24 protein-coding genes and 3 tRNA genes are annotated in these 25,336 nt (G+C 60.8%); 9 read left to right on the plus strand and 18 right to left on the minus strand.

Annotation, left to right across the window (positions count from 1 at the left end):
* The first annotated feature begins 22 nt into the window (after positions 1-22).
* The 3 genes from ARCT_RS28355 to ARCT_RS0108270 all read left to right on the plus strand — a co-directional run bounded on the left by ARCT_RS28355 (position 23) and on the right by ARCT_RS0108270 (position 1,712).
* A complete protein-coding gene (locus tag ARCT_RS28355; RefSeq protein ID WP_051360619.1) occupies positions 23-397 on the plus strand; it encodes a hypothetical protein in 375 nt (124 codons plus the stop codon).
* 113 nt (positions 398-510) lie between these two features.
* On the plus strand, positions 511-960 hold the full coding sequence (locus ARCT_RS0108265; RefSeq protein ID WP_036784642.1) for a YHS domain-containing (seleno)protein: 450 nt from the start codon (positions 511-513) through the stop codon (positions 958-960).
* A gap of 281 nt (positions 961-1,241) precedes the next feature.
* Positions 1,242-1,712 (plus strand): CoA-binding protein, encoded by a 471-nt coding sequence (locus ARCT_RS0108270; RefSeq protein WP_027239643.1) that lies wholly within the window; start codon positions 1,242-1,244, stop codon positions 1,710-1,712.
* 319 nt (positions 1,713-2,031) lie between these two features.
* On the opposite strand, the gene ARCT_RS0108275 is transcribed toward ARCT_RS0108270, so the two are convergent.
* The 4 genes from ARCT_RS0108275 to hisA form a co-directional block, all read right to left on the minus strand.
* Positions 2,032-2,349, minus strand: coding sequence for a phosphoribosyl-ATP diphosphatase (locus ARCT_RS0108275; protein WP_027239644.1), 318 nt, complete (start codon positions 2,347-2,349; stop codon positions 2,032-2,034).
* Entirely contained in the window at positions 2,346-3,107 is a 762-nt protein-coding gene (gene hisF, locus ARCT_RS0108280) for an imidazole glycerol phosphate synthase subunit HisF (RefSeq protein ID WP_027239645.1), read from the minus strand. The genes ARCT_RS0108275 and hisF overlap by 4 nt, the downstream gene beginning before the upstream one ends.
* Before the next feature lie 107 nt (positions 3,108-3,214).
* Complete coding sequence (locus ARCT_RS0108285) at positions 3,215-3,664, minus strand: DUF2867 domain-containing protein (protein ID WP_027239646.1); 450 nt, start codon at positions 3,662-3,664, stop codon at positions 3,215-3,217.
* A 6-nt stretch (positions 3,665-3,670) separates the two neighbouring features.
* Complete coding sequence (hisA, locus tag ARCT_RS0108290; protein ID WP_027239647.1) at positions 3,671-4,393, minus strand: 1-(5-phosphoribosyl)-5-[(5-phosphoribosylamino)methylideneamino]imidazole-4-carboxamide isomerase; 723 nt, start codon at positions 4,391-4,393, stop codon at positions 3,671-3,673.
* 256 nt (positions 4,394-4,649) lie between these two features.
* Here hisA and ARCT_RS0108295 point away from each other — a divergent pair, with 256 nt between their 5' ends.
* Entirely contained in the window at positions 4,650-5,036 is a 387-nt protein-coding gene (locus ARCT_RS0108295) for a DUF2147 domain-containing protein (RefSeq protein ID WP_027239648.1), read from the plus strand.
* A 43-nt stretch (positions 5,037-5,079) separates the two neighbouring features.
* Here the strand turns inward: ARCT_RS0108295 and ARCT_RS0108300 are convergent, their stop codons facing one another.
* Positions 5,080-5,343: a WGR domain-containing protein gene (locus ARCT_RS0108300; RefSeq protein ID WP_036784646.1), complete on the minus strand. Its 264-nt coding sequence runs from the start codon at positions 5,341-5,343 to the stop codon at positions 5,080-5,082.
* A gap of 221 nt (positions 5,344-5,564) precedes the next feature.
* Entirely contained in the window at positions 5,565-6,101 is a 537-nt protein-coding gene (locus ARCT_RS0108305) for a peroxiredoxin-like family protein (RefSeq protein ID WP_027239650.1), read from the minus strand.
* A 252-nt stretch (positions 6,102-6,353) separates the two neighbouring features.
* Here ARCT_RS0108305 and ARCT_RS0108310 point away from each other — a divergent pair, with 252 nt between their 5' ends.
* A complete protein-coding gene (locus ARCT_RS0108310) occupies positions 6,354-7,079 on the plus strand; it encodes a helix-turn-helix transcriptional regulator (RefSeq protein ID WP_027239651.1) in 726 nt (241 codons plus the stop codon).
* 120 nt (positions 7,080-7,199) lie between these two features.
* Here ARCT_RS0108310 and hisH read toward each other — a convergent pair whose 3' ends face one another.
* Positions 7,200-7,838 (minus strand): imidazole glycerol phosphate synthase subunit HisH, encoded by a 639-nt coding sequence (gene hisH, locus ARCT_RS0108315; protein ID WP_027239652.1) that lies wholly within the window; start codon positions 7,836-7,838, stop codon positions 7,200-7,202.
* 56 nt (positions 7,839-7,894) lie between these two features.
* Positions 7,895-8,503: a TetR/AcrR family transcriptional regulator gene (locus ARCT_RS0108320; protein WP_027239653.1), complete on the minus strand. Its 609-nt coding sequence runs from the start codon at positions 8,501-8,503 to the stop codon at positions 7,895-7,897.
* 103 nt (positions 8,504-8,606) lie between these two features.
* Between ARCT_RS0108320 and ARCT_RS0108325 the strand changes: the two genes are divergently transcribed.
* On the plus strand, positions 8,607-9,242 hold the full coding sequence (locus ARCT_RS0108325) for a DUF2306 domain-containing protein (RefSeq protein WP_051360621.1): 636 nt from the start codon (positions 8,607-8,609) through the stop codon (positions 9,240-9,242).
* A gap of 102 nt (positions 9,243-9,344) precedes the next feature.
* Here the strand turns inward: ARCT_RS0108325 and hisB are convergent, their stop codons facing one another.
* A complete protein-coding gene (hisB, locus tag ARCT_RS0108330) occupies positions 9,345-9,932 on the minus strand; it encodes an imidazoleglycerol-phosphate dehydratase HisB (RefSeq protein WP_027239655.1) in 588 nt (195 codons plus the stop codon).
* 201 nt (positions 9,933-10,133) lie between these two features.
* Here hisB and ARCT_RS0108335 point away from each other — a divergent pair, with 201 nt between their 5' ends.
* Complete coding sequence (locus tag ARCT_RS0108335; RefSeq protein WP_027239656.1) at positions 10,134-10,373, plus strand: Lrp/AsnC family transcriptional regulator; 240 nt, start codon at positions 10,134-10,136, stop codon at positions 10,371-10,373.
* Positions 10,374-10,522: 149 nt separating this feature from the next.
* Here the strand turns inward: ARCT_RS0108335 and ARCT_RS0108340 are convergent, their stop codons facing one another.
* From ARCT_RS0108340 to ARCT_RS0108380, 8 genes are all read right to left on the minus strand, one after another.
* Positions 10,523-11,875, minus strand: a complete 1,353-nt coding sequence (locus ARCT_RS0108340) for an aminotransferase (RefSeq protein ID WP_027239657.1) — start codon at positions 11,873-11,875, stop codon at positions 10,523-10,525.
* 309 nt (positions 11,876-12,184) lie between these two features.
* Positions 12,185-12,259, minus strand: a tRNA-Gly gene (locus ARCT_RS0108345).
* A 267-nt stretch (positions 12,260-12,526) separates the two neighbouring features.
* Positions 12,527-12,601 (minus strand) — tRNA-Gly (locus tag ARCT_RS0108350).
* Positions 12,602-12,687: 86 nt separating this feature from the next.
* Entirely contained in the window at positions 12,688-13,620 is a 933-nt protein-coding gene (locus ARCT_RS0108355) for a NaeI family type II restriction endonuclease (protein WP_027239658.1), read from the minus strand.
* Between the two features lie 39 nt (positions 13,621-13,659).
* Complete coding sequence (locus ARCT_RS0108360) at positions 13,660-14,619, minus strand: DNA cytosine methyltransferase (RefSeq protein WP_027239659.1); 960 nt, start codon at positions 14,617-14,619, stop codon at positions 13,660-13,662.
* A gap of 153 nt (positions 14,620-14,772) precedes the next feature.
* Positions 14,773-14,847, minus strand: a tRNA-Gly gene (locus ARCT_RS0108365).
* 439 nt (positions 14,848-15,286) lie between these two features.
* On the minus strand, positions 15,287-18,739 hold the full coding sequence (locus tag ARCT_RS0108375) for a pyruvate carboxylase (RefSeq protein WP_027239661.1): 3,453 nt from the start codon (positions 18,737-18,739) through the stop codon (positions 15,287-15,289).
* Between the two features lie 308 nt (positions 18,740-19,047).
* The gene (locus ARCT_RS0108380; RefSeq protein WP_027239662.1) at positions 19,048-20,238 is read right to left on the minus strand and encodes an alpha-hydroxy acid oxidase; all 1,191 of its coding nucleotides are present in this window, start codon (positions 20,236-20,238) and stop codon (positions 19,048-19,050) included.
* A gap of 170 nt (positions 20,239-20,408) precedes the next feature.
* Between ARCT_RS0108380 and ARCT_RS0108385 the strand changes: the two genes are divergently transcribed.
* The gene (locus ARCT_RS0108385) at positions 20,409-22,907 is read left to right on the plus strand and encodes an ATP-dependent helicase (RefSeq protein ID WP_027239663.1); all 2,499 of its coding nucleotides are present in this window, start codon (positions 20,409-20,411) and stop codon (positions 22,905-22,907) included.
* 651 nt (positions 22,908-23,558) lie between these two features.
* Here the strand turns inward: ARCT_RS0108385 and ARCT_RS0108395 are convergent.
* Positions 23,559-23,777 (minus strand): DUF1127 domain-containing protein, encoded by a 219-nt coding sequence (locus tag ARCT_RS0108395; protein ID WP_027239664.1) that lies wholly within the window; start codon positions 23,775-23,777, stop codon positions 23,559-23,561.
* A gap of 325 nt (positions 23,778-24,102) precedes the next feature.
* Between ARCT_RS0108395 and ARCT_RS0108400 the strand changes: the two genes are divergently transcribed.
* Complete coding sequence (locus ARCT_RS0108400) at positions 24,103-25,242, plus strand: Mrp/NBP35 family ATP-binding protein (protein WP_027239665.1); 1,140 nt, start codon at positions 24,103-24,105, stop codon at positions 25,240-25,242.
* Positions 25,243-25,336 lie beyond the last annotated feature (94 nt).

Genomic DNA, 25,336 nt, shown 5'->3' on the forward strand with positions numbered 1-25,336 from the left:
GCAGCATGAGGGCAAGGGGGAAATGGCACAAAGCGGCGCCTATGGCGGCAAGATACTGAGCTGTTGTTATTGTGGCGTGCAGTCGCGCTTTTTGCCCGGGCATTCGGGTGGCGCAGGCGGTGGTCTCTCGGCGCTTGTCTGTGGCACCTGCGGCGCGCCGCTGTCCAGCCAAAAGGCACGTCCCCTTGCCCCCGGCAAGGGCGCCTGCCTGCCGGGGGCGGTGCCGGGCTGGGCTGCTGTGGCGCCGACCAGGCCCGGGGGCAAAAAGACAAAGGGCACAAATGGAAAAAATGCGCCCCGCAAAATCACCAGGGGCAAGAAGATCAAAAAGCGCAAAGGGCTTTTTCAGTCGCTATTGTCGGAAGCTGTCGATCTGGTGGAGGATATTTTTGACTGATCACCCCCACATATACACTCACGGTGAGATCACAAATCCGTAACCCATCTAGGCAAAACGCCCATTCTAGGCCAGATTTGGGCCTGTCCTGTTTGCACCCTTCGGAGGCCCCATTGGTACTGCGCCATACGCTTGCTGCTTTGCTATTGATCATAGGTCTTGCGCCGCTATCTGCGCGGGCAGAGCCGCCGATCTTTTCTGCGCACAATGGATTGGCGCTGGATGGCTATGATGTTGTCGCCTTTTTTGAAGGGCAGGGCGCGGTGCCTGGCCGTCAGGAGTTTGCGCTGATGTGGAAAGGCGTTTTTTGGCGCTTTACCTCTTCTGGCAATCAGGCGCAGTTTGAGGCGAATCCCCGTGCCTATGCACCGGTGTTTGGCGGCTATTGTGCCTATGCGGTGTCGCAGGGCTATCTGGCGCATGGGGACCCCCGGCTGTGGCGGATCGAAGATGGTGAGCTGTTCTTGCTCAACAACGCCTCTGTCGAGGCGATCTGGCAGGCGGCAGAGCCTGAGCTAATGCAGGCGGCGCGTGGCAACTGGCCTGCGGTTTTGCGGGACTGACGGCTGCCCCGAATAAGGTATTTTTTTAAAAAAATACCTTCTGGCATCTTTTTTTTAATTGTTGCCATCCTACATCTATAGGGACTGCGGAGCGGAACCACCGTAGATCTTTATCAATGTCCCTCGTTCCACACCTCGCGCCCGGAGCTTTGGCTTTCGGGCGCTTTTTTATGGCTTTAGCGGGGGGTGCTGAGAGGCCTGTTGAGGCGGGGTGCTGATCCCCTCAAATTTCTGTCGCTTATGGGCTAGGCGATGGCAGGAGGGTCGGTTACCTCTAGGGCATGACAGACTATAGCGACAGCTTTTTGAAATCAATTTTGCAACGCAACCGCACCATTGCGGTTGTTGGGGTGTCACTGAACCCGGTGCGTCCCAGCTACTACGTGGCGCGGTATCTGGGGCTTAAGGGGTATCGGGTGATCCCGGTCAATCCAGCCCATGCAGGCAAGCGGTTGTTTGGCGAACTGGTGCAGCCCAGCCTTTCGGCGATCCAGCAGCCGGTGGATATGGTGGATATCTTTCGCCGCTCTGAAGCGGTGCCGCCCATCGTGGATGAGGCGCTTGAGGTCTTTCCCGAGCTGAAATGTATCTGGATGCAGATCGGGGTTGAACATGCGGCGGCGGCAGCCAAGGCCAAAGCGCGTGGGGTGGAGGTGGTGCAAAACCGCTGCCCCAAGATCGAATATCAGCGCCTCTTTGGTGAGCTGCGCATGGGTGGTTTTGCCACCGGTATTATTTCCTCAAAACTGTAGCCTGCCGCAGCAGGGGGGGCTCCCGCCCGTCAGCCCTGCATCATAGATGCAGGACTTCCCGTTGGGCCCAGCCGGGCCTGCGGCCCGGCAGGCAAGGCAAGAGCTGCTGAGACGCGTTTGAGGGGCGAAACTGCCCCTCAAAGCGCCTTAAGAATTATTGTGAATTCTTGCCTCGAGGGTAAACTGCGCCACAGGCGCGGAGGCTGTCGCACCCCTTGACCCAGGGCTCACCGGGAGGGCACAGGGAGGGCACCAGGAGCACAGGGAGGGCATGGGGGCGTTGGGGCGCAGAGGGGCCGCACAGGGGGAGGCACAGGGATCAGCCTTTGCTGCGGGCGGCCTTTTCGTCCAGGCCGCTCATGCTTTTTCTCTTGGCCAGCTCGGCCAGGACCTCGTCCAGGGTAACATCGCGTGCCGCCAGCATCACCAGGAAATGGTAGAGCGCATCAGCGCCTTCCGAGGCCAGTTTCGCGCGGTCGCCCTTGACCGCTTCGATGATTGCCTCGATGGCTTCTTCGCCAAACTTTTCGGCGCATTTTTCCGGGCCCTTGGCGAGCAGCTTGGCGGTCCAGCTGCTTTTGGGATCCGCCGATTTGCGGTTGTGGATGGTTGCTTCCAGATCGTGAAGAATGCTCATGTCAGCCTCATGGGGATGCCGGCGGCGGCCATATGTTGCTTGGCCTCCTGAATGGAATATTCGCCAAAGTGAAAAATTGACGCCGCGAGCACCGCAGAGGCGCCGCCCTTGGTGACGCCTTCAACCAGATGGTCCAGCGTGCCGACGCCGCCTGAGGCGATTACCGGCACCTGCACCGCATCGGAGATTGCGCGGGTCAGCGGCAGGTTGAAGCCCGCCTTGGTGCCGTCGCGGTCCATCGAGGTGAGCAGGATTTCTCCGGCGCCCTTGGCCACCACGGTGCGGGCAAACTCTACCGCATCAATGCCGGTCGCGCGGCGGCCCCCATGGGTGAAGATCTCCCATTTTCCGGGGCTCACGGTTTTGGCGTCGATGGCGCAGACGATACATTGGCTGCCAAACTGATCGGCGGCCTCGGCGATCACATCCGGGTTGGCCACGGCGGCGGAGTTGAACGAGACCTTGTCGGCGCCCGCCAGCAACAGGGCGCGGACATCTTCCTTGGTGCGTACACCGCCGCCAACGGTGAGCGGCACAAAGCACTGTTCGGCGGTGCGGCGCACCACGTCAAACATGGTGCCGCGGTTTTCATGGGTGGCGTGAATGTCGAGAAAGGTGATCTCATCCGCGCCGGCCGCGTCATAGGCCTTGGCCGATTCTACCGGATCGCCTGCATCGCGCAGGCCAACAAAATTGACGCCCTTGACCACACGGCCATCAGCCACGTCAAGGCAGGGAATGATGCGGGTTTTCAGCACGTCATGGCTTCCTTTTGTGGACATGGCGGATCAATGCCACGGGGCGTGGTAAAAGGCCAGTCGCCGGGTCGGTCAACACGGCGGCAGGAGCGAAATTTGACAGCGGGTCAGACCCGCGACACCGCATTGCGCACGATCAGCACATGAAAGGGCATGATCAACGTCAGGTAAATGCGGCCAAAGCGGTTTTTGGTCCGTACCCAGGTGGCAAAATAGAGCATCCCGTCCTGGCTCAGCACCGAGATGCGAAAGTCCAGATGGCTGTCGTCGATCCCCAGAATCAGCTCATTGTCCGAGCGGGTAACAAGCGGGAAGATGCCAACCCGGTTGGGGCTGGTGACCTCGGTATTGAGGCCAAAGGGCGTCACCAGCAGGTTGCGCAGGCGCATCAGGCCTGCGACCCAGGCGGGGAAGGCAAAGGCACGGGCGGCGGCCTCGTCCAGGGGGCAGGTGCTGGGCTTGGCATAACAATCTACAAAATCGCCTGCGCGCATTCCGGCGGCCTGCTGAAACAGCAGGCTGGATTTGGGGAGATCGGTTGCGATGACTTTGGCCATGGCGGATCAGGCCTTCATCACAGCAAGGGCCTCGGCCAGGTCAATGGCGCCATCATAGAGCGCCCGGCCCGAGATCGCCCCGTTCAAAGGCGCACCGCAGGATTTCAACGCGCGCAGGTCATCCAGCGAAGAGACACCGCCGGAGGCAATCACCGGGATCGAGACCGCATTGCCAAGCGCAGCCGTGGCCGCGACGTTGGGGCCTTTCATGGCGCCATCGCGCATGATGTCGGTATAGATGATGGCCGAAACGCCTGCGTCTTCAAAGGATTTGGCCAGATCCGTGACCATGACGTCGGTCTCTTCCGCCCAGCCCTTGGTGGCGACGCGGCCATTGCGGGCATCAATGCCAACGGCAACCTTGCCGGGGAATTCACGCGCAGCCTGGCGCACCAGATCGGGATTTTCCACCGCAACCGTGCCCAGAATCACACGCGCCAGCCCCTTGTCGATCCAGTTGGCGATGGTCTTCATGTCGCGGATGCCACCGCCCAGCTGGGCAGGCACCTTGCATTGCTTCAGAATTTCCTCAACCGGGGCGGCATTCACCGGCGTGCCTGCAAAGGCGCCGTTGAGATCAACCAGATGCAACCATTCGCAGCCCGCTGCAACAAATTCCAGCGCCTGGGCGGCGGGGTTGTCGTTGAACACGGTGGTTTTGTCCATGTCGCCATGCAGCAGGCGTACCGCCTGGCCATCTTTGAGGTCGATTGCGGGGTAGAGGATCATTTGCGCAGCCTTTGTCATCCGGTCACATCCGGTTTGTGGCCAGGGGAGCTGGCCATACCTGTTAGGCGGTGTTTTGCACAAGGCGGAGCCGAATTGCAACGCGACCCAAAGTCAGCCTTGCCTGAAAAGCGTTGCCTGCGCCACAGTCGTTGCAAAACTGTGCACTGCATTTGTGACAGTTGCACAGTGAGATGCCTATGTGAGATGTCCATGTGAGATGGCTATACTGACGATCAAAACCAAAGGGAGAGACAACATGAAGATGCTATTGGCAACAACGCTGGCAGCGTTGACACTGGCGGGGGCCGCGGTTGCGGATCCAGTTCTGGGCACCTGGAAAACCCAGCCAGATGACGGGTCTTTTGCCCATATCCAAATGGCGCCCTGTGGGGCTGCGATCTGTGGCAAGATTGCCCGCACGTTCAATGGTGAGGGCGAGTACAGCTCTCCCAATATCGGCAAGACCCTGGTGATCGACATGGTGCCCCAGGGGGATGGCTATTACACCGGAGAGGTCTGGCGCCCCTCCAATGATAAGATCTATACCGGCAAGATGGATCTCAACGGCAACTCTCTGGCGCTGCGGGGCTGTGTGGCGGGCGGCTTGATCTGCTCGAAACAGACCTGGACACGGGTAAAGTGAGACAGGCTTGAGACAGGCTTGAGGCGAGACTGCGCTGGGGCTGCTACAGCAGCCCCAGTTGCACTGGAATAGGCACAAAGCCGCGTTTGACCTGGCTTGCGCGCAGGGATTCAAAGTTTTGCAGCGCCTCGCCATGCTGGTGGAAATAGGCGCGGATCTCTTGCCCGCCGGGGGCGCCGATGGGCCCCTTGGCCTGCTCCAGGCACCATTCCCCAAACAGCGTCTGGCTGAGCCTGAGAACGCAGTAGCGGTGGCGCCCGTCAACATGGTCAAATTTTTCGAGTCGGGTCTGCACGGGCGCGGTCATAGCCTTTGATTGGCGGGAGCTTCTCTATGCCCGCAAAGCCAGTCCCTGTCCATTGCCTCAGTCCATTGCCTCAGTCCATTCCCTCAGTCTATCCCCCCCAGTCTATTCCTTCTGTGTTTGCAGGTGCGCCCAAGTGAAAGCCGCCGCTTTCGTGACGGTGAAAGCGGCGGCTTATGCCTGCAAGATCCGTGAGTGGTGGTTGCAGGTATTGGGTCCTGACCCTAGACCGCGCCGGTGTATTCGCCACGGGCCGGGTAGTCATTGGCGATGGCAAAATCCAGCGCCCCGACCAGTTCCGAAAAATGCGGACGCACAAAGGGCATGGTCTGGGTTGAACCATAGTAAAGCGTCTGCTCTGGGGTCACCATGAACAAGCCGGGTTCTGAAAACAGCGCGGGCTCTTCGATGCCGATCGAGGTGGTGCCACGCGAGGTGGAAATATAAAGCCCCCAGGATTTTGCCACATCCAGCGGCAGGTCATAGGCAAAGCGCAGGGCGCTGGCGCCGATCTTGTCGGCCATGGCCTGGGTGCGCTCTTCGCCGTCAGCAGAGATCGCGATGCAGCTCACGCCACGCTCGGCAAATTCAGCAACGCGCTTTTCCAGCTCTTTCAGGTAGTTGGCGCAAATCGGGCAATGCAGGCCCCGGTAAAAGCAGATCACGGTGCCGCGGCTGCTGTCTTCGCTGGCCAGATCAAAGCGACCGCCTCCCAGCAGGGGAAGGGACAGGTCGGGGGTTTTTTGGCGGGGAATTAGCATGATGTGCTCCTGAAGATGAGTGGATTGCTCCTGTGTCAGGCTTATTGCAGGTTTTTGGGCCTGCAAAATCCGAAAAAACAAACGAATAATCCGATTTTGCCTTTGGCGTTGCCAGATGGGCCAGGTAAGATGGGCCAGGTAAGATGGGCCAGGTAAGATAGGCCGGATAAACTGCAGCAGGGCCCGCTGGGTTCACTGTGTTCGGTGTAGGGCATGTGCCCGGTTTGGGGCAGCTGCGAGATCGGAGAGACAATGGACAGGCTGACAACTTTGATGGAGCGGTTCCAGCTCTCGGTTCACCCGGCGCCGCTGTCGCAGGCCAATCTGGTGGTGTTGGGCGCGCCCGACGCGCCCAGCTGTTTGGTGTTTTATCCGCGTGGCGCGCCTGAGATCAGCCCTGAACAGGAGGTGTTGCTGAGCGTCCGAGTGGACTGGGGCGCGCGGCATAATCCGCTGGTCGCGGCGCTGCCGCAGCAGGTTCACTTTGACCTGACCTGCAACAGTGAAACACGGGATTTGGTGCAGGTCATGCTGGCAGAAAGCTCTGCCAGACGCTGTGGGGCGCAATCGGTGGTCAATCGCCTGGGCGAAGTCTTGATGGTGCGGTTGCTGCGCGGGCAGATCGAACAGGGGGCGACGGAACCTGGGCTGCTGGCCGGGCTGGCAGATCCCCGGCTGAGCCGCGCCATTGTGGCGGTGCATGATCATCCGGGGCGTCTGTGGTCCAGCGCTGATCTTGCGGCCGAGTCCGGGCTGTCGCTGTCGCGGTTTTCCGAACTTTTTACCGCAGAGGTCGGCGAGACACCGATGGGCTATCTGCGGCGCTGGCGCCTGACCCTGGCGCATCAGGACCTGACACGCGGTGACCGGGTAGAGGCGGTGGCCCGGCGGTATGCCTATGGCTCGCCCGAGGGGTTCACCCGCGCCTTTCGCAAGGCCTACGGGGTGGCGCCAGTCTCATTGCGCGCTGCGGGCTGAGGGGAGATTTGGGCTGAGGGGGCCTTCGCTTCCCTGTGCCACGACCAGCGCCAAGACGGGTGCCGGGCCGCGCGTCACTACAGCTCGGGGGCAGCGCGGGGGGGGGGGAGCATGGGCGGATCAGGGTGCCCAGTTGAGGAAGTTTCCGATCATCCGCAGCCCGACGTCCTGGCTTTTTTCCGGGTGAAACTGCATGCCAATCATCGTGTCCCGACCAATCACCGCAGTGACATCGCCGCCATAGTCCACATGGGCCAGGCGCTCGGCATCGGCTTGGACGCGGAAGTGGTAGGAATGCACAAAATAGGTGTGATCGCCCGAGGATATGCCCGCAAAAATTGGGTGGGGGTGGTCGATGACAAGATCGTTCCAGCCCATATGCGGCACTTTGAGTGCGGGGTCCGAGGGGGTGATTTTCACCACATCGCCGCCGATCCAGTCCAGCCCGGCGGTCTCGCTGTATTCATGGCCGGTTGTTGCCATCAGCTGCATGCCGACGCAGATCCCGAGGAAGGGGCGGCCCTTTTGCTCGACCGCTTCGATCATGGCGTCATAGATGCCCTTGTGGCCGCGCAGCTCGGCGGCGCAGGCGGGAAAGGCGCCGTCACCGGGTAGCACCAGACGATCGGCCTTGGCCACGACCTCGGCATCCGAGGTGACAACAACCGTGCCGGCATCCAGTTCCTGCGCCATACGCTGGAAGGCTTTTTCGGCGGAATGAAGATTGCCGGATTCATAGTCGATGATGGCGGTCAGCATGGGGCTGGTGTCCTTCCTGTCTTACGCTCTTGAAGTGGCGGGAAACTGCGGCGGGGTCAAGAGCCGGCTTGGCTGCCAACCCGGTCCAGCAGCTGTATCACCTGATCAAAGGGACCCTCCTCCAGCGTCGGCGGCGGGCTGCCACATTCGCCAGCCAGGTACAGCAGGGTAAAGCCGTGGATCAGCGACCAGACCTGGGTCTCCAGGATGACCGGGTCGTCGCCGGGGGGGACAAAGGGCGCGCAGACCTCTCTGAGCAGAAGATAGGCATCGGCCTGTTCCTTGTCCCCATTGGCCGTGAGACTGGCCAGGCCCTGGTCGCCAAAGATCACCGCCAGTATGCCACCATGGTCCAGTCCAAACTGCAGATAGCCACGGCAAAGAGATTTGAGCCGCGCGCGCGGATTTTGCGCGCCGCTGTCGCAGGCCTTTTGCAGGTAAGAGGAAAACAGGCGAAAGCCTTCTTCGGCAATGGCGGTTTTCAACCCGGAAAGCCCGTCAAAGTGATGCGCCGGCGCGGCATGCGAAACACCGGCGCGGGCGGCGCATTTGCGCAGCGTCAGGGCGGCAAGCCCGCCGTCTTCGAGCAGCTGAATGCCAGCCGTGACCAGGGCAGCTTTCAGATCGCCGTGGTGGTGTCGGGTCTTCACGTTTTCTTGTGTCATGGGGCAAATATCCGGGCAAAACTTGACGGTGTCAAATTAATCGCCAATTACTGTCTACTTTACACTGTCAAGTTTTGGAAATGCCTTGGTGAGGAGATAGGATATGTTGAATGAACCCCATGCGATCAGGCGCTTTTCCTGGCCTGTGACCCTGTTATGGCTGTCGGCGGTGCTGATTGCTTTGGGATCTTATCGGTTCTTAATTGCGGATATTGCGCTGGTTATGCCTGCGATGCTGCATCATGCGCTGGACCGGCCGATGCTGCTCTATCTGCACATTGGCCTTGCGCCGATTGCGCTGGCGCTGTTGCCGATGCAGTTTTCAAAGCGGCTGCGGCGCCGCCATCTGGCGCTGCATCGCTGGCTTGGGCGTCTGTATGCGGCGGTGATCTTCCTGTCGGGACTGGGCGCAATAGGGCTGGCCATGACGACGGATCAGGGCGCGGTGGCCGGGCTGGGTCTGGGAGCGCTGGCGCTGGCCTGGCTGGGCACCACCGGGCTGGCGGTCTGGTATGCGATCCAACGGCAAATTGCGCAGCACCGGGCCTGGATGATCCGCTCGGCGGCCCTGACCCTGGCGGCGGTAACGCTGCGGCTATACCTGCCAATTGGGGCGCTGACGGTTGGGTTTGAGGCCAGCTATCCGCTGATCTGCTGGCTGTGCTGGGTGCCAAACGCCCTGGTGGCAGAGTGGCTGCTGCGGCGCGAGGGCAAGGCTGCCACAGGCCAACCCGCTTAACGCCTACCTGTCTGTCAGGGTCGCTCGCCGCATGCTGCCCAGACAGGCGCGAGCCAGGCGCGCCACAGAGCCAGGCGCGCCACAGAGCAGCCAAAGGGGCGCTTAAAGCGCCCCTTTGGTCGAGGGGATGGCGTCCGATTTGCGCGGGTCGGTTTCCACCGCCAGACGCAGGGCGCGGGCCACGGCCTTGAAGGCGGCCTCGACGATGTGATGGCTGTTAAAGCCATGCAGCTGGTCGATATGCAGGGTGATGCCGCCATGGGTGGCAAAGGCGGTAAAAAACTCCCGCACCAGCTCGGTATCAAAGCTGCCGATTTTTTGCGTCGGGATGTCCAGATTCCAGACCAGATAGGGGCGGGCGGACAGATCCAGCGCGCAGCGCACCTGGGCGTCATCCATGGGCAGGTGGCACTCGCCATACCGCCGGATGCCTTTCTTGTCGCCAAGCGCCTGGGCCAGGGCCTGACCCAGCGCAATACCGGTGTCTTCGACCGTGTGGTGATCATCAATGTGATAATCACCCTTGGCGCGGATGGTCATGTCGATCAGCGAATGGCGCGACAGCTGGTCCAGCATGTGGTCGAAAAAGCCAACTCCGGTCTGGTTGTCATATGAGCCCGACCCGTCGAGATTGATCTCGACGCTGATTTCGGTTTCGGCGGTCTGGCGGCTGATCTTGGCGCTACGCATGAGGTTATTCCTTGCTGTCTGCGCGGCACTTATAGGGCGGAGAGGGGGGCTGGCTCAAGGGTTTTGCTGGGCAAACGTCGGGCTTTGCTGGGCAAACGGCGGGCTGTGGCGGCAAGATCTGTTGCAGCCATTGCGCCCGGAGGCTGCGCATGCCAGCTTGGGTGGCAAATCACGTGACCAAAAAGACCAAAAGGGACGCCCATGTCGACCTGCGTATTCATTCAGATCCGGTGCAAACCCGGCACCACCTATTCCGTGGCCGAGGAAATCGGGCGCCGCGAAATCCATTCTGAGCTCTATTCCACCAGCGGCGAATATGACCTGCTGATGAAGCTCTACATCCCCTCGGATGCGGATGTGGGGAAATACATCAACGAGCATCTGCTGGTGATCCCCAATATCGAGCGATCGCTGACCACCATGACCTTCAAGGTGTTCTGAGGCCAATCCCTTGAGGCCAATCCCTTGAGGCCAGTCTTTTCAGGCCAGCCCTCTGAACTCGGGTCTCTGCGCCAGCCCCAAAGGCCCATTACAAATAGAAAACGCCCCGGAGCTTTCCGGGGCGTTTGTTTTTTGAATGAGGCAGGGGCTCAGCTGTCCAGCAGGCCCTCAGTCTTGAGGCTCTCGTAGCTGCTGTCCAGCGCGGATTTGACGCGGGTCAGCATGTCATCAATCTCGACCTTGGTGATGATCAGCGGTGGGCAAAAGGCCAGGGCATTGCCCGCAACCGCGCGCAGGATCACGCCGTTGTCCTGACAGGCCTTCACCGCCACTGCTCCACCTTTGCCACCGGCAATTGTCGTGCCAGTGGTTTTATTCGACACCAGTTCCAGCGCGGCGATCAGCCCCTTGCCGCGCACTTCGCCCACCAGCGGGTGGTCGGTAAAGATGCGGCGCAGTTCGGCCTGCAGGTAATCGCCAACCTCGGCGGCGTGACCAAACAGGTTGTCGCGCTCGTAGATCTCCAGCGTTTTCAGGGCGGCAGCGCAGGCAGCGGGGTGGCCGGAATAGGTATAGCCATGGCCAAAGACGCCAACCTCATTTGAGGGCGCCACCATTTCCTTGTACATCCAGCCGGGGATGACACTGGCCGAGATCGGGAAATAGGCCGAGCTGAGCTGTTTGGCAAAGGTCATCAGGTCGGGCTTGATGCCCATGGTGGTGCAGCCAAAATCGGCGCCGGTGCGGCCAAAGCCGGTGATGACCTCATCGGCCCAGACCAGAATGCCATGTTTGCGCAGCAGCACCTGCAGTTTCTCATAGTAGCCCTCTGGTGGCACAATCACGCCCGACGCACCGGTGATGGGCTCCATGATCATCGCGGCGATGGTGTCGGGGTCTTCGGCCAGGATCTGGTCTTCGAGGTTTTGCAGGATGCGGTCGACAAACTGCGCTTCGGTCTCGTTGCCTTTGCGGCCGGTGTAATAATGGGGTGCATCGGTGCGCAGGATGTGCAGCGCCTCTACGGGGGCGTCAAAATGCGCCAGATTGGCGGGCAGCGAGGTCAGCGATCCAGCCGCCACGGTAACGCCATGATAGCCGCGCTCGCGGGTGATGATCTTGCGCTTTTCCGGTTTGCCGATGGCATTGAAGTAATAGCGCAGCATCTTGTAGTGGCTGTCATTGGCATCCGAGCCGGAGTTGCCAAAAAAGATATAGGCATCTTCCACCGGCACCATGGCGGCGAGTTTCTCGGCCAGATCAATCAGCGGCTGGTGGGTCTTGCCGCCAAAGGTGTGGCTAAAGGGCAGGGTGTTCAGCTGGTCGGTGATGGCGGCGATCACCTCTTTGTTGTCATAGCCAAGCGAGGTGCACCACAGCCCGGCCAGGCCTTCAATGTATTTGTTGCCTTGGTTGTCAAAGACATAGATTCCCTCGCCACGCTCCAGGCACATCTGTTCGGTCGCTGTGAGGTTGGTTGTAGGGTAAACGACTGGAGCCATTACGGAATTCCTCTGGTAGGGCGCATGTATCTGGGACATGGGCGAAGACAAACAAGGGGCGCGGTATGATGTTAAACCGTGCAACTGTGGCTAGCATTGTCTTGTTTTGCGGGGGAGGTCAAAGGAATTTGATCAAATATTTTTCTCAGGGTGTCTGCACGGGGCTCGGCTCGTCTGGATGCGCTGGGTGCTTTGGGCGGTCTGCCGGTTGCCTGGGCTGTCCGCTGGTCTGCATCTGTCCTGCAAAGAGCCTGCGCCAAACAAAAGGCCGCTGATGCGGGATGCATCAAGCGGCCTGTTTGATCCAAATGGAGCGGGCGAGGCGATTCGAACGCCCGACCCTAACCTTGGCAAGGTTATGCTCTACCCCTGAGCTACGCCCGCGCTACATTTGGTGAGGCGGTATTTAGGCAAAGCCGGGCGAGGCCGCAAGGGCAAAATAGCTGCATTGAAGAGTTTTTTGACATGGCTTTTCTGCAGGGGGGTGGCTGGGGGCTGGCGGGGCCAGCGACTGGCGGGGCTGAGGACTGGTGGGGCTGAGGACTGGTGGGGTTGGGGACTGGCGAGACTGGAGACTGGCGAGACTGGGACTGGCGGGGAAAACAAAAGGCCGCCGATGCAAGAAGCATCAAGCGGCCTGTTTGGTCCAAATGGAGCGGGCGAGGCGATTCGAACGCCCGACCCTAACCTTGGCAAGGTTATGCTCTACCCCTGAGCTACGCCCGCGCTGCATTTGGTGAAGCGGTATTTAGGCAATCCCTGACGGGGCCGCAAGAGGGAAAGTGACCAGGGTCCCGAGAATTCTTTATCTCTCACCGCGCTGGGGCGGGCCTTTCTGGCGGTGGCGCGGAAGGGTCGGGCAGCCGAAACCCGGCCTGTTCGGCCAGGCGGCGCTGTTGCACCAGCAGCGGGGTGCAGGAAATGAACTCTGATCCTGTGCAATGGGGCAGCTCAAGGGCTTTGATCAGCTGGCTGTCATATTGGCCGGACAGCAACAGGATGCCTTCTTGCTCCAGCATATCCCGGGTGCCGCGCCCCTTGTCGGCGCGAATGCGGCGCATGAAGTCCTTTTGCTGGGCGACGGCCTCGACCACATCGCGGGCGATGGGGCTGTTCTGGATCAGGCGAAACAGACTGGCCATGCGGGCGTTGCCGGTGCCGTGGGAAAAAATATCCGCCACCAAATCGGGGTCCTGGCAGCGCCAGAAGTTGGCCGGGTAGGGGTGATCACAGAGCAGCCAGAGGATATTGGCGAATCCTGCGGCCGAGACTGCGCCCTTGCCATCCTTGTTCTTGCCCGTTGTCAGATAGGCCGGGCGGGCGATGATCAGCCCCAGATAGCAGCGGGCGCGGGCCTCGTCGGCGGCGACCAGCAGGCAGGGCTGGTCAATGGCTTCGGTGGGAATCATCCAGTTGCTGCCCATGGTGTTCTTGATGTCCACATCGCGGCCCAGGATTTCCGTATCCAGCCGCCCACGCGGCAGCCGCAACAGGGCGCGCAGTTCGATCTCGACGCGGGTGCCAATATAGGTCTTTTCGGTTTTTTCCAGCTCTTCATAGGCGCGCCGCCCGGTTTTGGGCGTCATGATCACGTCATCAATGCAGCGCCGTAGCATCGCCGGAAAGCGTTCTTCCAGCACCAGGGCGCCGCCGGCACGGGCGGTGATCTCATTTGCCAGTTCGGTCAGCAGATCATAATCCGCATGTCCGGGCGCAATCAGGCTGTCGGGCAGTTTTTGCTTCATCTTGGGCCGTTGCCGCACCCGGGGGCAGGGTGCGGGGTATCAGGCGCGCACAGCATGGAGATTGGGCTTGGCGATGGCGGCTTTCAGTTGCAGCGCGACGGCCTCGGCCACCGGCGGCGGGAAGGCATTGCCGACCTGGCGGTAGGCATTGGTCTTGGCGCCGGTGAAATGCCAGGCATCGGGGAAGCCCTGGATGCGGGCGACCATGCGCACCGTCAGCCGGGGCATGTCGTTGTGGAATGGATCCGGTGCCTCAACGGCGATGGTGCGCCCCTCAACCCCCAGGGAGGCCCAGGCGCGCCGCGCCCGTGTCGGGCCCAGGTCCGGGCCGCCGTGTTTTTTTGACCCACCCACAATTGTCGGCGCGATCTCATCTGCCTGAGCGGCCCAGTCATCGGCGCCGCGCCAGCCGCGTGCCTTCATCAGGTCCAGCAGGGTTTCGCCCACGGTGCGGGGATTATGGGGCAGTGGTTCGGGCCAGTTGAACTGGTCGGAATATTCCTTGCGCAGGGCGATGATCGCCACCCGGGGGCGCAGCTGCGGCACGCCATAGTCAGAGGCGTTGAGCAGGCGCCAGTCGGTTTCATAGCCGAGCTTGGCCAATTGTCGCTTCAGCTTTTCGCGGTAGTCGTGGAAGGCGGCATCCAGAAAGCCGCGCACGTTTTCGATCATCACCGCGCGGGGGCGGGTGGCATCAACGATATGGATGGCATCGTCAAACAGGTTGCGCTCATCCTTTTCGCCCAGCTGTTTTCCCGCCACGGAAAAGGGCGGGCAGGGCAGGCCGCCGGCCAGCAGATCAATGCCCCTGTAGGCACTGGCGTCTTCTTTGAACAGCCGCACGTCTTCTTCCAGCACATTCCAGTTGGGGCGGTTGTGGCGCAGGGTGGCGCAGCAATGTTTGTCGATCTCGACCAATGCGGTGTGATCAAACCCTGCGCGTTCCAGCCCCAGAGCCTGGCCGCCAGCCCCCGCGCAAAGTTCCACCGATGTGAGCATGTCGTGCCGCCTGCCTGTTTTTGGTTTCTGTTCCGGGTCTGTTCCTAGGTGCAAAGCTGATTCCACGCAAGGCTCTGTCTGGGTCTTTCGGGCAGGGTCTCTTATTGTAACGCGAAAGGCCACCCCAGAAGGAGTGGCCTTTCGAAGTCCAAATGGAGCGGGCGAGGCGATTCGAACGCCCGACCCTAACCTTGGCAAGGTTATGCTCTACCCCTGAGCTACGCCCGCGCTACATTTGGTGAGGCGGAATTAGGCATTCTGGCGCCGCGCCGCAAGGGGAAAATTGCAGGGTTTTGAGAAAATCCTCATATCCGGCGACGGAAAATCCAATCAGCAGCGTTTGACAGGGAACACGCGCAGTCAAAAGGAGAGCACAGTGCGGAGTTTCGCGTTGCAGAGTTTCAGGGAAAACCTTCGGCTTGTCGCCCTGGTCGTGGGCATTGCCGTGGGAGGCGCCGCGCAATTTGCTTGCCTCACAGAGGTGGGCCAGGAGCGCCTTGCAAAATCAGAGGAGGCTTTGCCACATTGGGCGGTCTCTCCGGTGACGGTTGATCGTCTGGCCCCAGTCCAGGGCTGAACACCTGTCCGCAAGGCAATCCTGCCCCTAAAAAGATAAAGCCGCAGCCCCTTGGGGCCACGGCCTTGATCGTGTCTCTATCGGCCTGGATCAGTCGAGATCTTCCAGTTCGATCAGCAGGTCCTTGGCATCAATCTGGGTGCCAGCCGCGACATGCAGGGCCTTGACGCGGGCGGAGCGCTCGGCGTGCAGACCGGTTTCCATCTTCATGGCTTCAATGGTCAGCAGCATGTCGCCCTCGTGGACCTCCTGGCCAAGCTGTACCGCGACAGAGGCAACAACGCCGGGCATCGGCGCGCCGATGTGGTTGGCATTGCCGGCCTCGGCCTTGGGACGGCTTTCGGTGGTGGCCTTGACCAGACGGTTGGGCACCCGGATGACACGGGGCTGGCCATTGAGTTCAAAGAAGACTTTGACCTCACCCTTTTCATCGGTTTCGCCCAGGGCCTGCATCCGGATTTCCAGCGTTTTGCCGGGGTCAATCTCGGCAGTGATCTCCTCGCCGGGTTCCATGCCGTAAAAGAAGGCGCGCGTTGGCAGGGTGCGCACCGGGCCGTATTGGCGATGGCGACCCATGTAATCGAGAAAGACCTTGGGATACATCAGGTAGCCGTTGAGGTCCTCATCATCCACCGCCTTGCCTTCCAGCAATTTGCTCAGCTCGGCGCGGGTCTCGTCCAGATCCACGGGCGCCAGATGGGCGCCGGGGCGTGTCAGGTTGGGGCTTTCCCCCTTGAGCACCTTGGCGACAATCCCATCGGGGAAGCCACCGGGAGGCTGGCCGAGGTTGCCGCGCATCATGTCAACGACGCTATCAGGGAAGGAGACCTCGGTTTCGGGGTTCTCCACCTCCTCCCGGCTGAGGTTCTGGGAGACCATCATCAGCGCCATGTCGCCCACCACCTTGGAAGAGGGCGTCACTTTGACAATATCGCCAAACATCTGGTTCACATCGGCATAGGTCTGGGCGACCTCATGCCAGCGCTCTTCCAGCCCCAGGGAGCGCGCCTGGGCCTTGAGGTTGGTGAACTGTCCGCCGGGCATCTCGTGCAGATAGACCTCGGAGGCGGGGGCCTGCAGGCCGCTTTCAAAGGCGGCATACTGCGCCCGGACCTGCTCCCAGTAGCCAGAGATTTCGCGGATTTTTGCGATATCCAGGCCAGTGTCGCGATCGGTGTTGCGCAGGCCCTCGACGATGGAGCCAAAGCAGGGCTGCGAGGTGCCGCCAGAAAAGGCATCCATCGCCACATCCACCGCATCCACGCCGGCATCGGCAGCGGCCAGAATGGTGGCCCCGGCAATGCCCGAGGTGTCATGGGTGTGGAAATGGACCGGCAGGCCGACCTCTTCCTTCAGGGCCTTGACCAGCTGGCGGGCGGCTGCGGGTTTCAGCAGGCCTGCCATGTCCTTGAGGCCCAGAATATGGGCGCCAGCGGCCTCCAGCTCTTTGGCCATGCCGACATAGTATTTCAGGTCATATTTGGCGCGGTTGGGGTCAAGGATATCGCCGGTGTAGCAGATGGTGCCTTCGCAGAGCTTGCCGCTGTCGACCACCGCATCCATGGCAACGCGCATGTTTTCCACCCAGTTGAGGCTGTCAAACACCCGGAAGACATCCACCCCGGTGACGGCGGCCTGACGGACAAATTCCTGCACCACATTATCGGGATAGTTGGTGTAGCCCACCCCATTGGAGGCGCGCAGCAGCATCTGGGTCATCACGTTGGGCATGGCTTCGCGCAGGTCGCGCAGCCGCTGCCAGGGGCATTCCTGCAAAAAGCGGTAGGCCACGTCAAAGGTCGCCCCGCCCCAGCATTCAACCGAGAACAGCTGGCTGAGATTCTGGGCATAGGCGGGGGCAACCTTGATCATGTCATGGCTGCGCATCCGGGTTGCCAGCAAGGACTGGTGACCATCGCGCATGGTGGTATCGGTCAGCAGCAGCTGACGCTGGGCTTTCATCCAGTCGGCCACCGCCTGGGCGCCTTTTTGCTCCAGCAGGTTGCGGGTACCAGAGGGCAGGGGGGCCGGATCCACATGGGGCGCGCGCGGCTCTTTCAGATCGGCGGCAGGTGCGGCGCGGCCTTCGGTTTCCGGGTGACCGTTGACGCTGATATCGGCCAGATAGGTCAGCACCTTGGTGCCGCGGTCCTGGCGTTTGGCAAACTGGAACAGCTCGGGCGTGTTGTCGATGAAGGTGGTGGTATAGCTGTTGTCGAGAAAGGTCGGGTGTTTCAGCAGGTTCTCGACAAAGGCGATATTGGTGGAGACGCCGCGCACCCGGAATTCACGCAGGGCGCGGTCCATGCGGGCAATGGCCTTTTCCGGGGTCTGCGCCCAGGCGGTGACCTTGGTCAGCAGGCTGTCATAGTAGCGGGTGATCACCCCGCCGGCATAGGCGGTGCCGCCATCCAGACGAATGCCCATGCCGGTGGCCGAGCGATAGGCGGTAATACGGCCATAGTCGGGGATAAAGTTGTTCAGCGGATCTTCGGTGGTGACGCGGGTCTGCAGCGCATGACCATTCAGGCGGATTTCATCCTGGCTGGCCTTGCCGGTGGCCTCGGCAATGGTCTTGCCCTCGGCGATCAGGATCTGGGCCTGCACGATGTCGATGCCGGTCACCTCTTCGGTGACGGTATGTTCCACCTGCACCCGGGGGTTCACCTCGATGAAGTAGAATTTGCCGTCGTTCATATCCATCAGGAATTCAACGGTGCCGGCGCATTCATAGTTCACATGTTTGCAGATCTTGCGGCCCAATTCGCAGATCTCAGCCCGCTGTTCTTCAGACAGATAGGGTGCAGGGGCGCGTTCAACCACCTTTTGGTTGCGGCGCTGCACCGAACAATCGCGTTCAAACAGGTGATAGATCTCACCGTGCTTGTCGCCCAGGATCTGCACCTCGACGTGGCGGGCGCGGGTGATCATCTTTTCCAGATAGCCTTCGCCATTGCCAAAGGCGGCTTCGGCCTCGCGGCGGCCTTCCAGGACTTTTTCTTCCAGCTCGTCAGGGCCGTGAATGGGGCGCATGCCGCGCCCACCGCCGCCCCAGGACGCCTTGAGCATCAGCGGGTAGCCAACCTCTTCGGCCTCTTTGGCAATGGCCTTCATATCATTGCCCAGCACCTCGGTGGCGGGAATGACCGGCACGCCGGCCTCGACCGCGACGCGACGGGCCGAGGCCTTGTCGCCCAGGGCGCGCATGGTTTCCGCCTTGGGGCCGATGAAGGTGATGCCGTTGCGGGAACAGGCATCAACAAAATCGGGGTTTTCCGACAACAGCCCATAGCCGGGGTGGATCGCATCGGCGCCACATTCCTTGGCGACGCGAATGATCTCATCAATGCTCAGATAGGCGGCAACTGGCCCCATGCCCTCGCCGATGCGATAGGCCTCGTCGGCCTTGAACCGGTGCAGCCCCAGTTTGTCCTCTTCGGCATAGACGGCAACTGTTCGTTTCCCCATTTCATTTGCAGCACGCATGACGCGGATGGCAATTTCGCCGCGGTTCGCTATCAGGATCTTCTTGAAATCGGGCATTGTCGCTCCTCGGAGTAGTCTAGGGTTGGCGAAGTGTTAGTTACATCTTAGCGACTGGTATAGCCGTAGTATTGGGTATCTGCGGCATGATTGCGCTCCCATACGGCCAGAATTCGTCAGTTTTTTGTGCAAGCGCAGCATTTTTGACGGAATCAGCGCGTAAATCGGCCCGAGACCCGTCCAATTGTTAGGCGATTTGGAAATGCCGAATCTTTGGTCGCAACGCCTGATCGCTGTGCAGAGGGACTGTTTCGATGCCTCATTTGGCAGGGGTAGAGGAAAATGGCTCGCAGGCTTTGCTACATGTTTCAGTCGTTTGCGCCGCGTGCATGTGGTTGCAACGTTAGCTTGCGAATTTGCAAAGCCTTTACCTCAGCGAGAGAGCAGAGACCCAATTGGCCCATATTGGCCTCCAGATCTTTGCGCAGAATGTCGCAGAGATGGGCCGGTCCCCTTGTCCCCAATGCTGCGAGCGCAAAGTGAAAGGCCCGCCCCAGCATGACAAAATCCGCCCCCAGCGCCAGGGCGCGCAGAATGTCCAGCCCGCCCTCAACGCCGCTGTCAAAGATCAGCGGCAGCTGGGTGGCGGCGCGCAGCTCTGGCAGCACTTCGATGGCGGCGGGCGCGGCGTCAAACTGGCGGCCCGCATGGTTTGACACCCAAAGCGCGTCAACACCAATCTGCTCCAGTGGCGCGGCATCCCCGGCCCGCATCACCCCTTTGATGACAAAGGCGCCTTCCCAGGCGTCGCGCAGCCATTTTACATAGTCCCAATCCGGGGAGGTGCGCAGCAGGTAGCCAATATGTGCGGTCGAGGAGAGGCCCTTGCTGTTTTCAGTGACGTATTTGTCCAGGGTCCGCATATGCGGCATGCCGCCTTGGCCCCGGTGCTGGCGCGCCATCCCCAGCGCCCAGGCCGGGCGCCCGGCGACCTGCGCCAGCAGGCGGGGGGTCAGCCGGGGCGGCTGGGTCAGGCCCGAGCGGACCTGGCGCTCTCGCCGCGAAGCCACTGGCACATCCACGGTGAGCACCAGGGTTTTGAACCCGGCCTTGCGGGCGCGTGCCAGCATGTCCCGGCGAATGTCTTCGTCTTTTGGGGGGTAGAGCTGGAACCAGGCCTCTGGCCCCAGATGTGGGGCCAGATCCTCGGGGGATTGGCTGGCAACTGTGGACAGGGAATAGGGAATGCCACTGGCGGCGCCAAAGCGGGCCAGGTGGCCCTCGGCGTCCGGCCAGATAAGCCCGGACATGCCCAGAGGTGCGATCCCAAAGGGCAGCGGCAGATCGCGCCCCAGGAAAGAGGTCGTAAGATCCACCTCATGTGGTCCCTGCAGGATTGAGGGCAGAAAACCGATCTGGTCCAGGGCGCTGCGATTGCGGTGCTTCGTGGCTTCGATGCCGGTGGCGCTGTCGAGGTATTCCCAGACAAACTTTGGCAGGCGGCGCCGGGCGCGGGCGCGCAGATCGCTGAGGCCCGGGTAGTGTTGATGTAAATCCATGGCGTATTGATAGGCGGTGCCGCACAATTGGCAAGAGGCACCAGGGGTCGCATCGGACAAAGGACGGGTTGATTGCCGCGATGTGCCGGTCCGGTTGGTGCCAGTATTCTTGCGAACAGAATGCGAACGTCCTCTTTTCTCGCCGGGTGAATCACGCTAGTGTCACGGGCATGAGCACATTTGATGAAATGGACGCCTTTGACGGCGCCTCCCTGTCGTCGCGGGCCATGGCGGCCCGCCCCACCCCCTATCTTGATGGGCTGAACCCAGCCCAGCGAGAGGCCGTGGAGTGTCTACATGGTCCGGTGCTGATGCTGGCCGGGGCCGGGACCGGCAAGACCAAGGCGCTGACGGCGCGGATTGTGCATCTGCTCAACACCGGTTCGGCGCGCACCAATGAAATTCTGGCGGTGACCTTTACCAACAAGGCCGCCCGCGAGATGAAAGAGCGGGTTGGCGGCATGTTGGGTCAACCAGCCGAGGGCATGCCCTGGCTTGGCACCTTTCACTCGGTCTGCGTCAAGCTGCTGCGCCGTCATGCGGAACTGATTTGCGGTGAGGCTGGGGTCGGCTCTGATGCGGTCATTGATGATGCCAGAGACTCGGAGTCCCCGAACCCCTATGAGGATTTGGGTCCATCGGCGGCTCGGAGACGGCATAACACCCTGCATCTAAAGTCAAACTTCACCATTCTGGATACGGATGATCAGATCCGCTTGCTCAAACAGCTGATCCGCGCCGCAGGGATTGATGAAAAGCGCTGGCCGCCACGGATGCTGGCGGGGATCATTGACGACTGGAAAAACCGGGCGCTGACACCGGAAAAGCTGCCCGCCTCAGAAGCTGGTGCTTATAACCATCGCGGGCCAGAGCTGTACGCCCAGTATCAGCGCCGCCTGCTGGAGCTGAACGCGGTGGATTTTGGCGATCTGCTGCTGCATGTGGTGACGATCTTTCAAACCCACAGTGATATTCTGGCGCAGTATCAGCGCTGGTTCCGCTACATCATGGTGGACGAATACCAGGATACCAATATCGCGCAGTATATGTGGCTGCGGCTGCTTGCGGGCGGGCACAAGAATATCTGCTGTGTCGGCGATGACGATCAGTCGATCTATGGCTGGCGCGGCGCCGAGGTGGGCAATATCCTGCGCTTTGAAAAAGACTTCCCCGGCGCCAAGGTGGTCCGGCTGGAGCAGAACTATCGCTCGACCGAGCATATTCTGGCAGCAGCTTCCGGTGTGATCAGTGCCAATGCGGGCCGTTTGGGCAAGGAGCTGTGGACCGCCGCCAAGGGTGGCGAAAAGGTCCGGCTGATTGGCCATTGGGACGGCGAAGAAGAGGCGCGCTGGATTGGCGAAGAGATCGAGGCGACCCAGCGCGGCACCCGGGGGCAGCGCCCTATCGGATTGAATAGTATGGCTATTCTGGTGCGGGCCTCGCATCAGATGCGCGCCTTTGAGGACCGGTTCCTGACCATTGGATTGCCCTACCGCGTCATCGGTGGGCCACGGTTTTACGAACGGCTCGAAATCCGCGATGCCATGGGCTATTTCCGGATGGTGACCTCGGCGGATGATGATCTGGCCTTTGAGCGGATTGTGAATACCCCCAAACGTGGGCTGGGCGACAAGGCGCAGCAAACCATCCAGAGCTTTGCCCGTGAAAACGGGGTGTCCCTGGTGGAAGGCGCGCGCCGCGCGGTTGAGTCGGGGGCGATCAAGGGTAAAGGTGGTGCCGCTCTGCGCCGTCTGGTCGAGGATCTGGCCCGTTGGGGGCGGATGACCGGAGACGCGGATATCTCTCATATGGAACTGGCGGAAATCGTGCTGGACGAGAGCGGCTATACCGGCATGTGGCAGGCGGACAAAAACCCCGACAGCCCGGGACGGCTTGAAAACCTCAAGGAACTGGTCAAGGCGCTGGAGAATTTTGAAAACCTGCAGGGCTTTTTGGAGCATGTCAGCCTGGTCATGGACAATGACAAGCAGGATTCGGACGAGAAAGTCTCGATCATGACGCTGCATGCCGCCAAGGGGTTGGAGTTCCCGGCGGTGTTTCTGCCCGGCTGGGAGGATGGGTTGTTCCCCTCGCAGCGGTCGATGGATGAAAGCGGCCTCAAAGGTTTGGAAGAAGAACGCCGTCTCGCTTATGTGGGCATCACCCGCGCCGAGGAAGTCTGCACCATTTCCTTTGCAGGCAACCGGCGGGTCTTTGGCCAATGGCAATCGCAGCTGCCGTCGCGGTTTGTCGATGAATTGCCCGAGGAACATGTGGAGGTACTGACGCCACCTGGGCTTTATGGCGGTGGCTATGGGGCTGCGGCCAGCAGCGCTGAGCCCGTGCGCTCGACCATTGACGCCAAGGTGGCCCAGGCTGACGGTTACAACTCCCCGGGTTGGAAGCGTATGCAGGCGCGGGCAAGCCAGCGGGGCAGCTCACAGTCAAAAGAGGCGCGCGGCCAGATTATTGACCTGACGGCCAGCTCCAGTTTCACCCTTGGAGAACGGGTGTTTCATCAGAAATTTGGCTATGGAGCGATTGCAGGCATCGAAGGGGATAAGCTGGAAGTGGATTTTGAAAAGGCGGGGACCAAAAAGGTGGTTGCGCGCTTTATTTCTACCAGTGGGGCGGGCGCTGAGCCTGCTCAGGATGATGTTCCGTTTTAGAGCTTTTGCTGATCTGAAAGATCAGGTGTCGGATCGCACAGCGATCCGACGGGGGGGGGGGGCGCCGAGACAGTTTCACTGTCTCGGCGCCCCCGCCCACCCTTGCCAATGATTTGCCCAACACTGCTGGCCTCTGTTGTGGCTGCTGTCCTTTGCTGGCGCGTGATTATCCCTGCCCCCTGAACGCTGACCTCTGGGTCCTGCACCTTGCCGCTTGCCAACAGGGGAGTCCGCCGGGGGAGTCCGCCGAGGTTTCAGCATGGGGCAACTGCCTGCAGGCTCAATGCCACGGGCCTCTGCGACATAAGCGGCGCGCTACAGCGGGATAGGTTGGGTGATTGCAGCCTTGTGGGTGATCATTCGCAGACTGAACAGCGCGCCTGTTGGGGGACCTGGGGGGGGAACTGGGCTGCCCGTTGTCTATCGAGATCCGGGGTCGTCTTGGGGTGTGACGCACAAAAAACGGCGGCGCCCAGGGAGGAGGAGAGGGCACCGCCGTTCATGACAACATCAGGACCAAGGGAGGAGGAGATCCAGATGCATTCTGTTCCGGGGTTAGCCGGTATTAGGTGCGGTGACATCAGGGAGGAGGAGGATGTCACCGCGTAGGACAGGCCCTTTAGGGAGGAGGAGAAAAGAGCCTGATCTCTATTAGTTGTTTTCGTAGGCCGCCTGATAGGCGAGACGTTTGATCATCGAGCGGTGCAGGCCCAGATCTGCCAGGTCGCGACCCGAAAGCTCGGAGAGCTCATTGTAGGTCTGGCGGTACAGGCGGTAACGAGCGAATTTTGTGCTCAGCTCGTCGATCCAGGCTGTTGGTAGAGTCGAGAATACAGACTTGGATGTTGCGATTTGGTTTACAGCGGCCATCAGGTCTATCCTCAGATTTTATCTATTTCGTTGTGCCGTTACCGGCGTTTCTTGAAATCAAAATAGTTAAATGCTGCAGGTGCACAATCCCTAAAGAGGACATTTCTGCTATGCAGCATTTGCATAGGTCTATTGTTACCCTTTTGTAAACAGGCTGTTTTTTGGGCATATTTGTCCAAATCTGCATTCCGTTAGGGCAGCCGTGTGTTTTCCGACGATAGCTTTTCCTTGCGCAATGGCCGCGCTCGGCACAAGGTGCGGCCTGCATCGCAAGAGAGCTCAAACAAGGGGTGATCCCCAAGATGGGGCACAGGAAGGGACGGACATGTCAGTGACGCATAAACGAGTCGAGGAGGCGCTGGAGCGCTTGGCCCTGCCAGACGGTGGCACCTTGATCTCGCGGGATATGATACGTGCGCTGACCCTTCAGGCGGGCGAGGGCGTGAATGGGCTGGCGAAGGTCAGTTTTGTCATTGAGGCCCCGAGCCCGGCAATCGCGCAGCATATGGAGCCTTTGCGCCGCGCAGCCGAAGCGGCGGTACTGGCACTGGATGGCGTGGGGTCCGTGTCTGTGGCGCTGACGGCCCATGGTCCTGCGGCAAGACAGGCGGCAAAACCGGCGGCGACACCGGGCGCGACACCGGGCGCGACACTGTCGGCCCCAAGCCTGAAAATTGGTGGCCATCCAAAACCACAGGCCACTCCGATCAAGCCTAAGGGGGTTTCCCGTATACTGGCTGTGGCCTCTGGCAAGGGCGGCGTGGGCAAATCCACCGTCAGTGCCAATCTTGCAGTGGCCCTGGCCCGTCAGGGGCGGCGCGTTGGCTTGTTGGATGCGGATATATATGGTCCGAGCCAACCTCGCATGATGGGGGTTTCTGGTCGTCCGGCCAGCCCGGATGGCACCGTGATCGAACCGCTCAGGGCCCATGGTGTGACCATCATGTCTATTGGATTTATGGTGCCAGAGGATAAGGCCGTGGTTTGGCGTGGCCCCATGTTGATGGGGGCGCTGCAGCAGATGCTGGGGCAGGTGAACTGGGGGGAGTTGGATGTGCTGATCGTGGACTTGCCCCCGGGGACCGGAGATGTGCAACTGACGCTCTGCACCAAAAGCGAGCTGAGCGGCGCCATTGTTGTCAGTACGCCACAGGATGTCGCCCTGATCGACGCCCGCAAGGCGCTGGATATGTTCAAGACGCTGAAGACGCCGGTCCTGGGTCTGATCGAGAACATGTCCTTCTTTACCTGCCCGGATTGCGGCGGGGTGCATCATATCTTTGGCCATGGCGGTGTCGCCAGTGAGGCAAAGTCCCTGGGCCTGCCGTTGTTGGGAGCCTTGCCTATTGATCTTGAGACCCGCCTGGCAGGGGATGCGGGCACGCCGGTTGCCCTGGGCGAGGGGCCTGTATCTGAGGCCTACGCCCAGATTGCCAGGGGGCTTGTCGCGGGTGGAATGGCCTAGGCGGGTTTTGTTGCCTTTGACTTGAGACCCATGATTTGCGGCCCATGATGTGAAGCCTGCGATTTGAAGCCTGCGATGCCCAGGGGTGGGTGGG

Origin of the sequence: Pseudophaeobacter arcticus DSM 23566 (assembly GCF_000473205.1) — a bacterium.
Classification (GTDB): domain Bacteria; phylum Pseudomonadota; class Alphaproteobacteria; order Rhodobacterales; family Rhodobacteraceae; genus Pseudophaeobacter; species Pseudophaeobacter arcticus.

Excerpts from the sequence above, each read along its gene's own strand:
- ARCT_RS0108360 (WP_027239659.1), bottom strand. The coding sequence starts at position 14,619 with ATGCTCACATCGGTGGAACTTTGCGCGGGGGCTGGCGGCCAGGCTCTG.
- ARCT_RS0108400 (WP_027239665.1), top strand. The coding sequence starts at position 24,103 with ATGTCAGTGACGCATAAACGAGTCGAGGAGGCGCTGGAGCGCTTGGCC.
- ARCT_RS0108375 (WP_027239661.1), bottom strand. The coding sequence starts at position 18,739 with ATGCCCGATTTCAAGAAGATCCTGATAGCGAACCGCGGCGAAATTGCC.
- hisH (WP_027239652.1), bottom strand. The coding sequence starts at position 7,838 with ATGCTGACCGCCATCATCGACTATGAATCCGGCAATCTTCATTCCGCC.
- ARCT_RS28355 (WP_051360619.1), top strand. The coding sequence starts at position 23 with ATGGCACAAAGCGGCGCCTATGGCGGCAAGATACTGAGCTGTTGTTAT.
- ARCT_RS0108380 (WP_027239662.1), bottom strand. The coding sequence starts at position 20,238 with ATGGATTTACATCAACACTACCCGGGCCTCAGCGATCTGCGCGCCCGC.
- ARCT_RS0108320 (WP_027239653.1), bottom strand. The coding sequence starts at position 8,503 with ATGACACAAGAAAACGTGAAGACCCGACACCACCACGGCGATCTGAAA.
- ARCT_RS0108385 (WP_027239663.1), top strand. The coding sequence starts at position 20,409 with ATGAGCACATTTGATGAAATGGACGCCTTTGACGGCGCCTCCCTGTCG.
- ARCT_RS0108285 (WP_027239646.1), bottom strand. The coding sequence starts at position 3,664 with ATGGCCAAAGTCATCGCAACCGATCTCCCCAAATCCAGCCTGCTGTTT.
- ARCT_RS0108270 (WP_027239643.1), top strand. The coding sequence starts at position 1,242 with ATGACAGACTATAGCGACAGCTTTTTGAAATCAATTTTGCAACGCAAC.
- ARCT_RS0108355 (WP_027239658.1), bottom strand. The coding sequence starts at position 13,620 with ATGAAGCAAAAACTGCCCGACAGCCTGATTGCGCCCGGACATGCGGAT.
- ARCT_RS0108335 (WP_027239656.1), top strand. The coding sequence starts at position 10,134 with ATGTCGACCTGCGTATTCATTCAGATCCGGTGCAAACCCGGCACCACC.
- ARCT_RS0108295 (WP_027239648.1), top strand. The coding sequence starts at position 4,650 with ATGAAGATGCTATTGGCAACAACGCTGGCAGCGTTGACACTGGCGGGG.
- ARCT_RS0108275 (WP_027239644.1), bottom strand. The coding sequence starts at position 2,349 with ATGAGCATTCTTCACGATCTGGAAGCAACCATCCACAACCGCAAATCG.
- ARCT_RS0108325 (WP_051360621.1), top strand. The coding sequence starts at position 8,607 with ATGTTGAATGAACCCCATGCGATCAGGCGCTTTTCCTGGCCTGTGACC.
- hisA (WP_027239647.1), bottom strand. The coding sequence starts at position 4,393 with ATGATCCTCTACCCCGCAATCGACCTCAAAGATGGCCAGGCGGTACGC.
- hisB (WP_027239655.1), bottom strand. The coding sequence starts at position 9,932 with ATGCGTAGCGCCAAGATCAGCCGCCAGACCGCCGAAACCGAAATCAGC.
- ARCT_RS0108300 (WP_036784646.1), bottom strand. The coding sequence starts at position 5,343 with ATGACCGCGCCCGTGCAGACCCGACTCGAAAAATTTGACCATGTTGAC.
- ARCT_RS0108340 (WP_027239657.1), bottom strand. The coding sequence starts at position 11,875 with ATGGCTCCAGTCGTTTACCCTACAACCAACCTCACAGCGACCGAACAG.
- ARCT_RS0108395 (WP_027239664.1), bottom strand. The coding sequence starts at position 23,777 with ATGGCCGCTGTAAACCAAATCGCAACATCCAAGTCTGTATTCTCGACT.
- ARCT_RS0108305 (WP_027239650.1), bottom strand. The coding sequence starts at position 6,101 with ATGCTAATTCCCCGCCAAAAAACCCCCGACCTGTCCCTTCCCCTGCTG.
- ARCT_RS0108310 (WP_027239651.1), top strand. The coding sequence starts at position 6,354 with ATGGACAGGCTGACAACTTTGATGGAGCGGTTCCAGCTCTCGGTTCAC.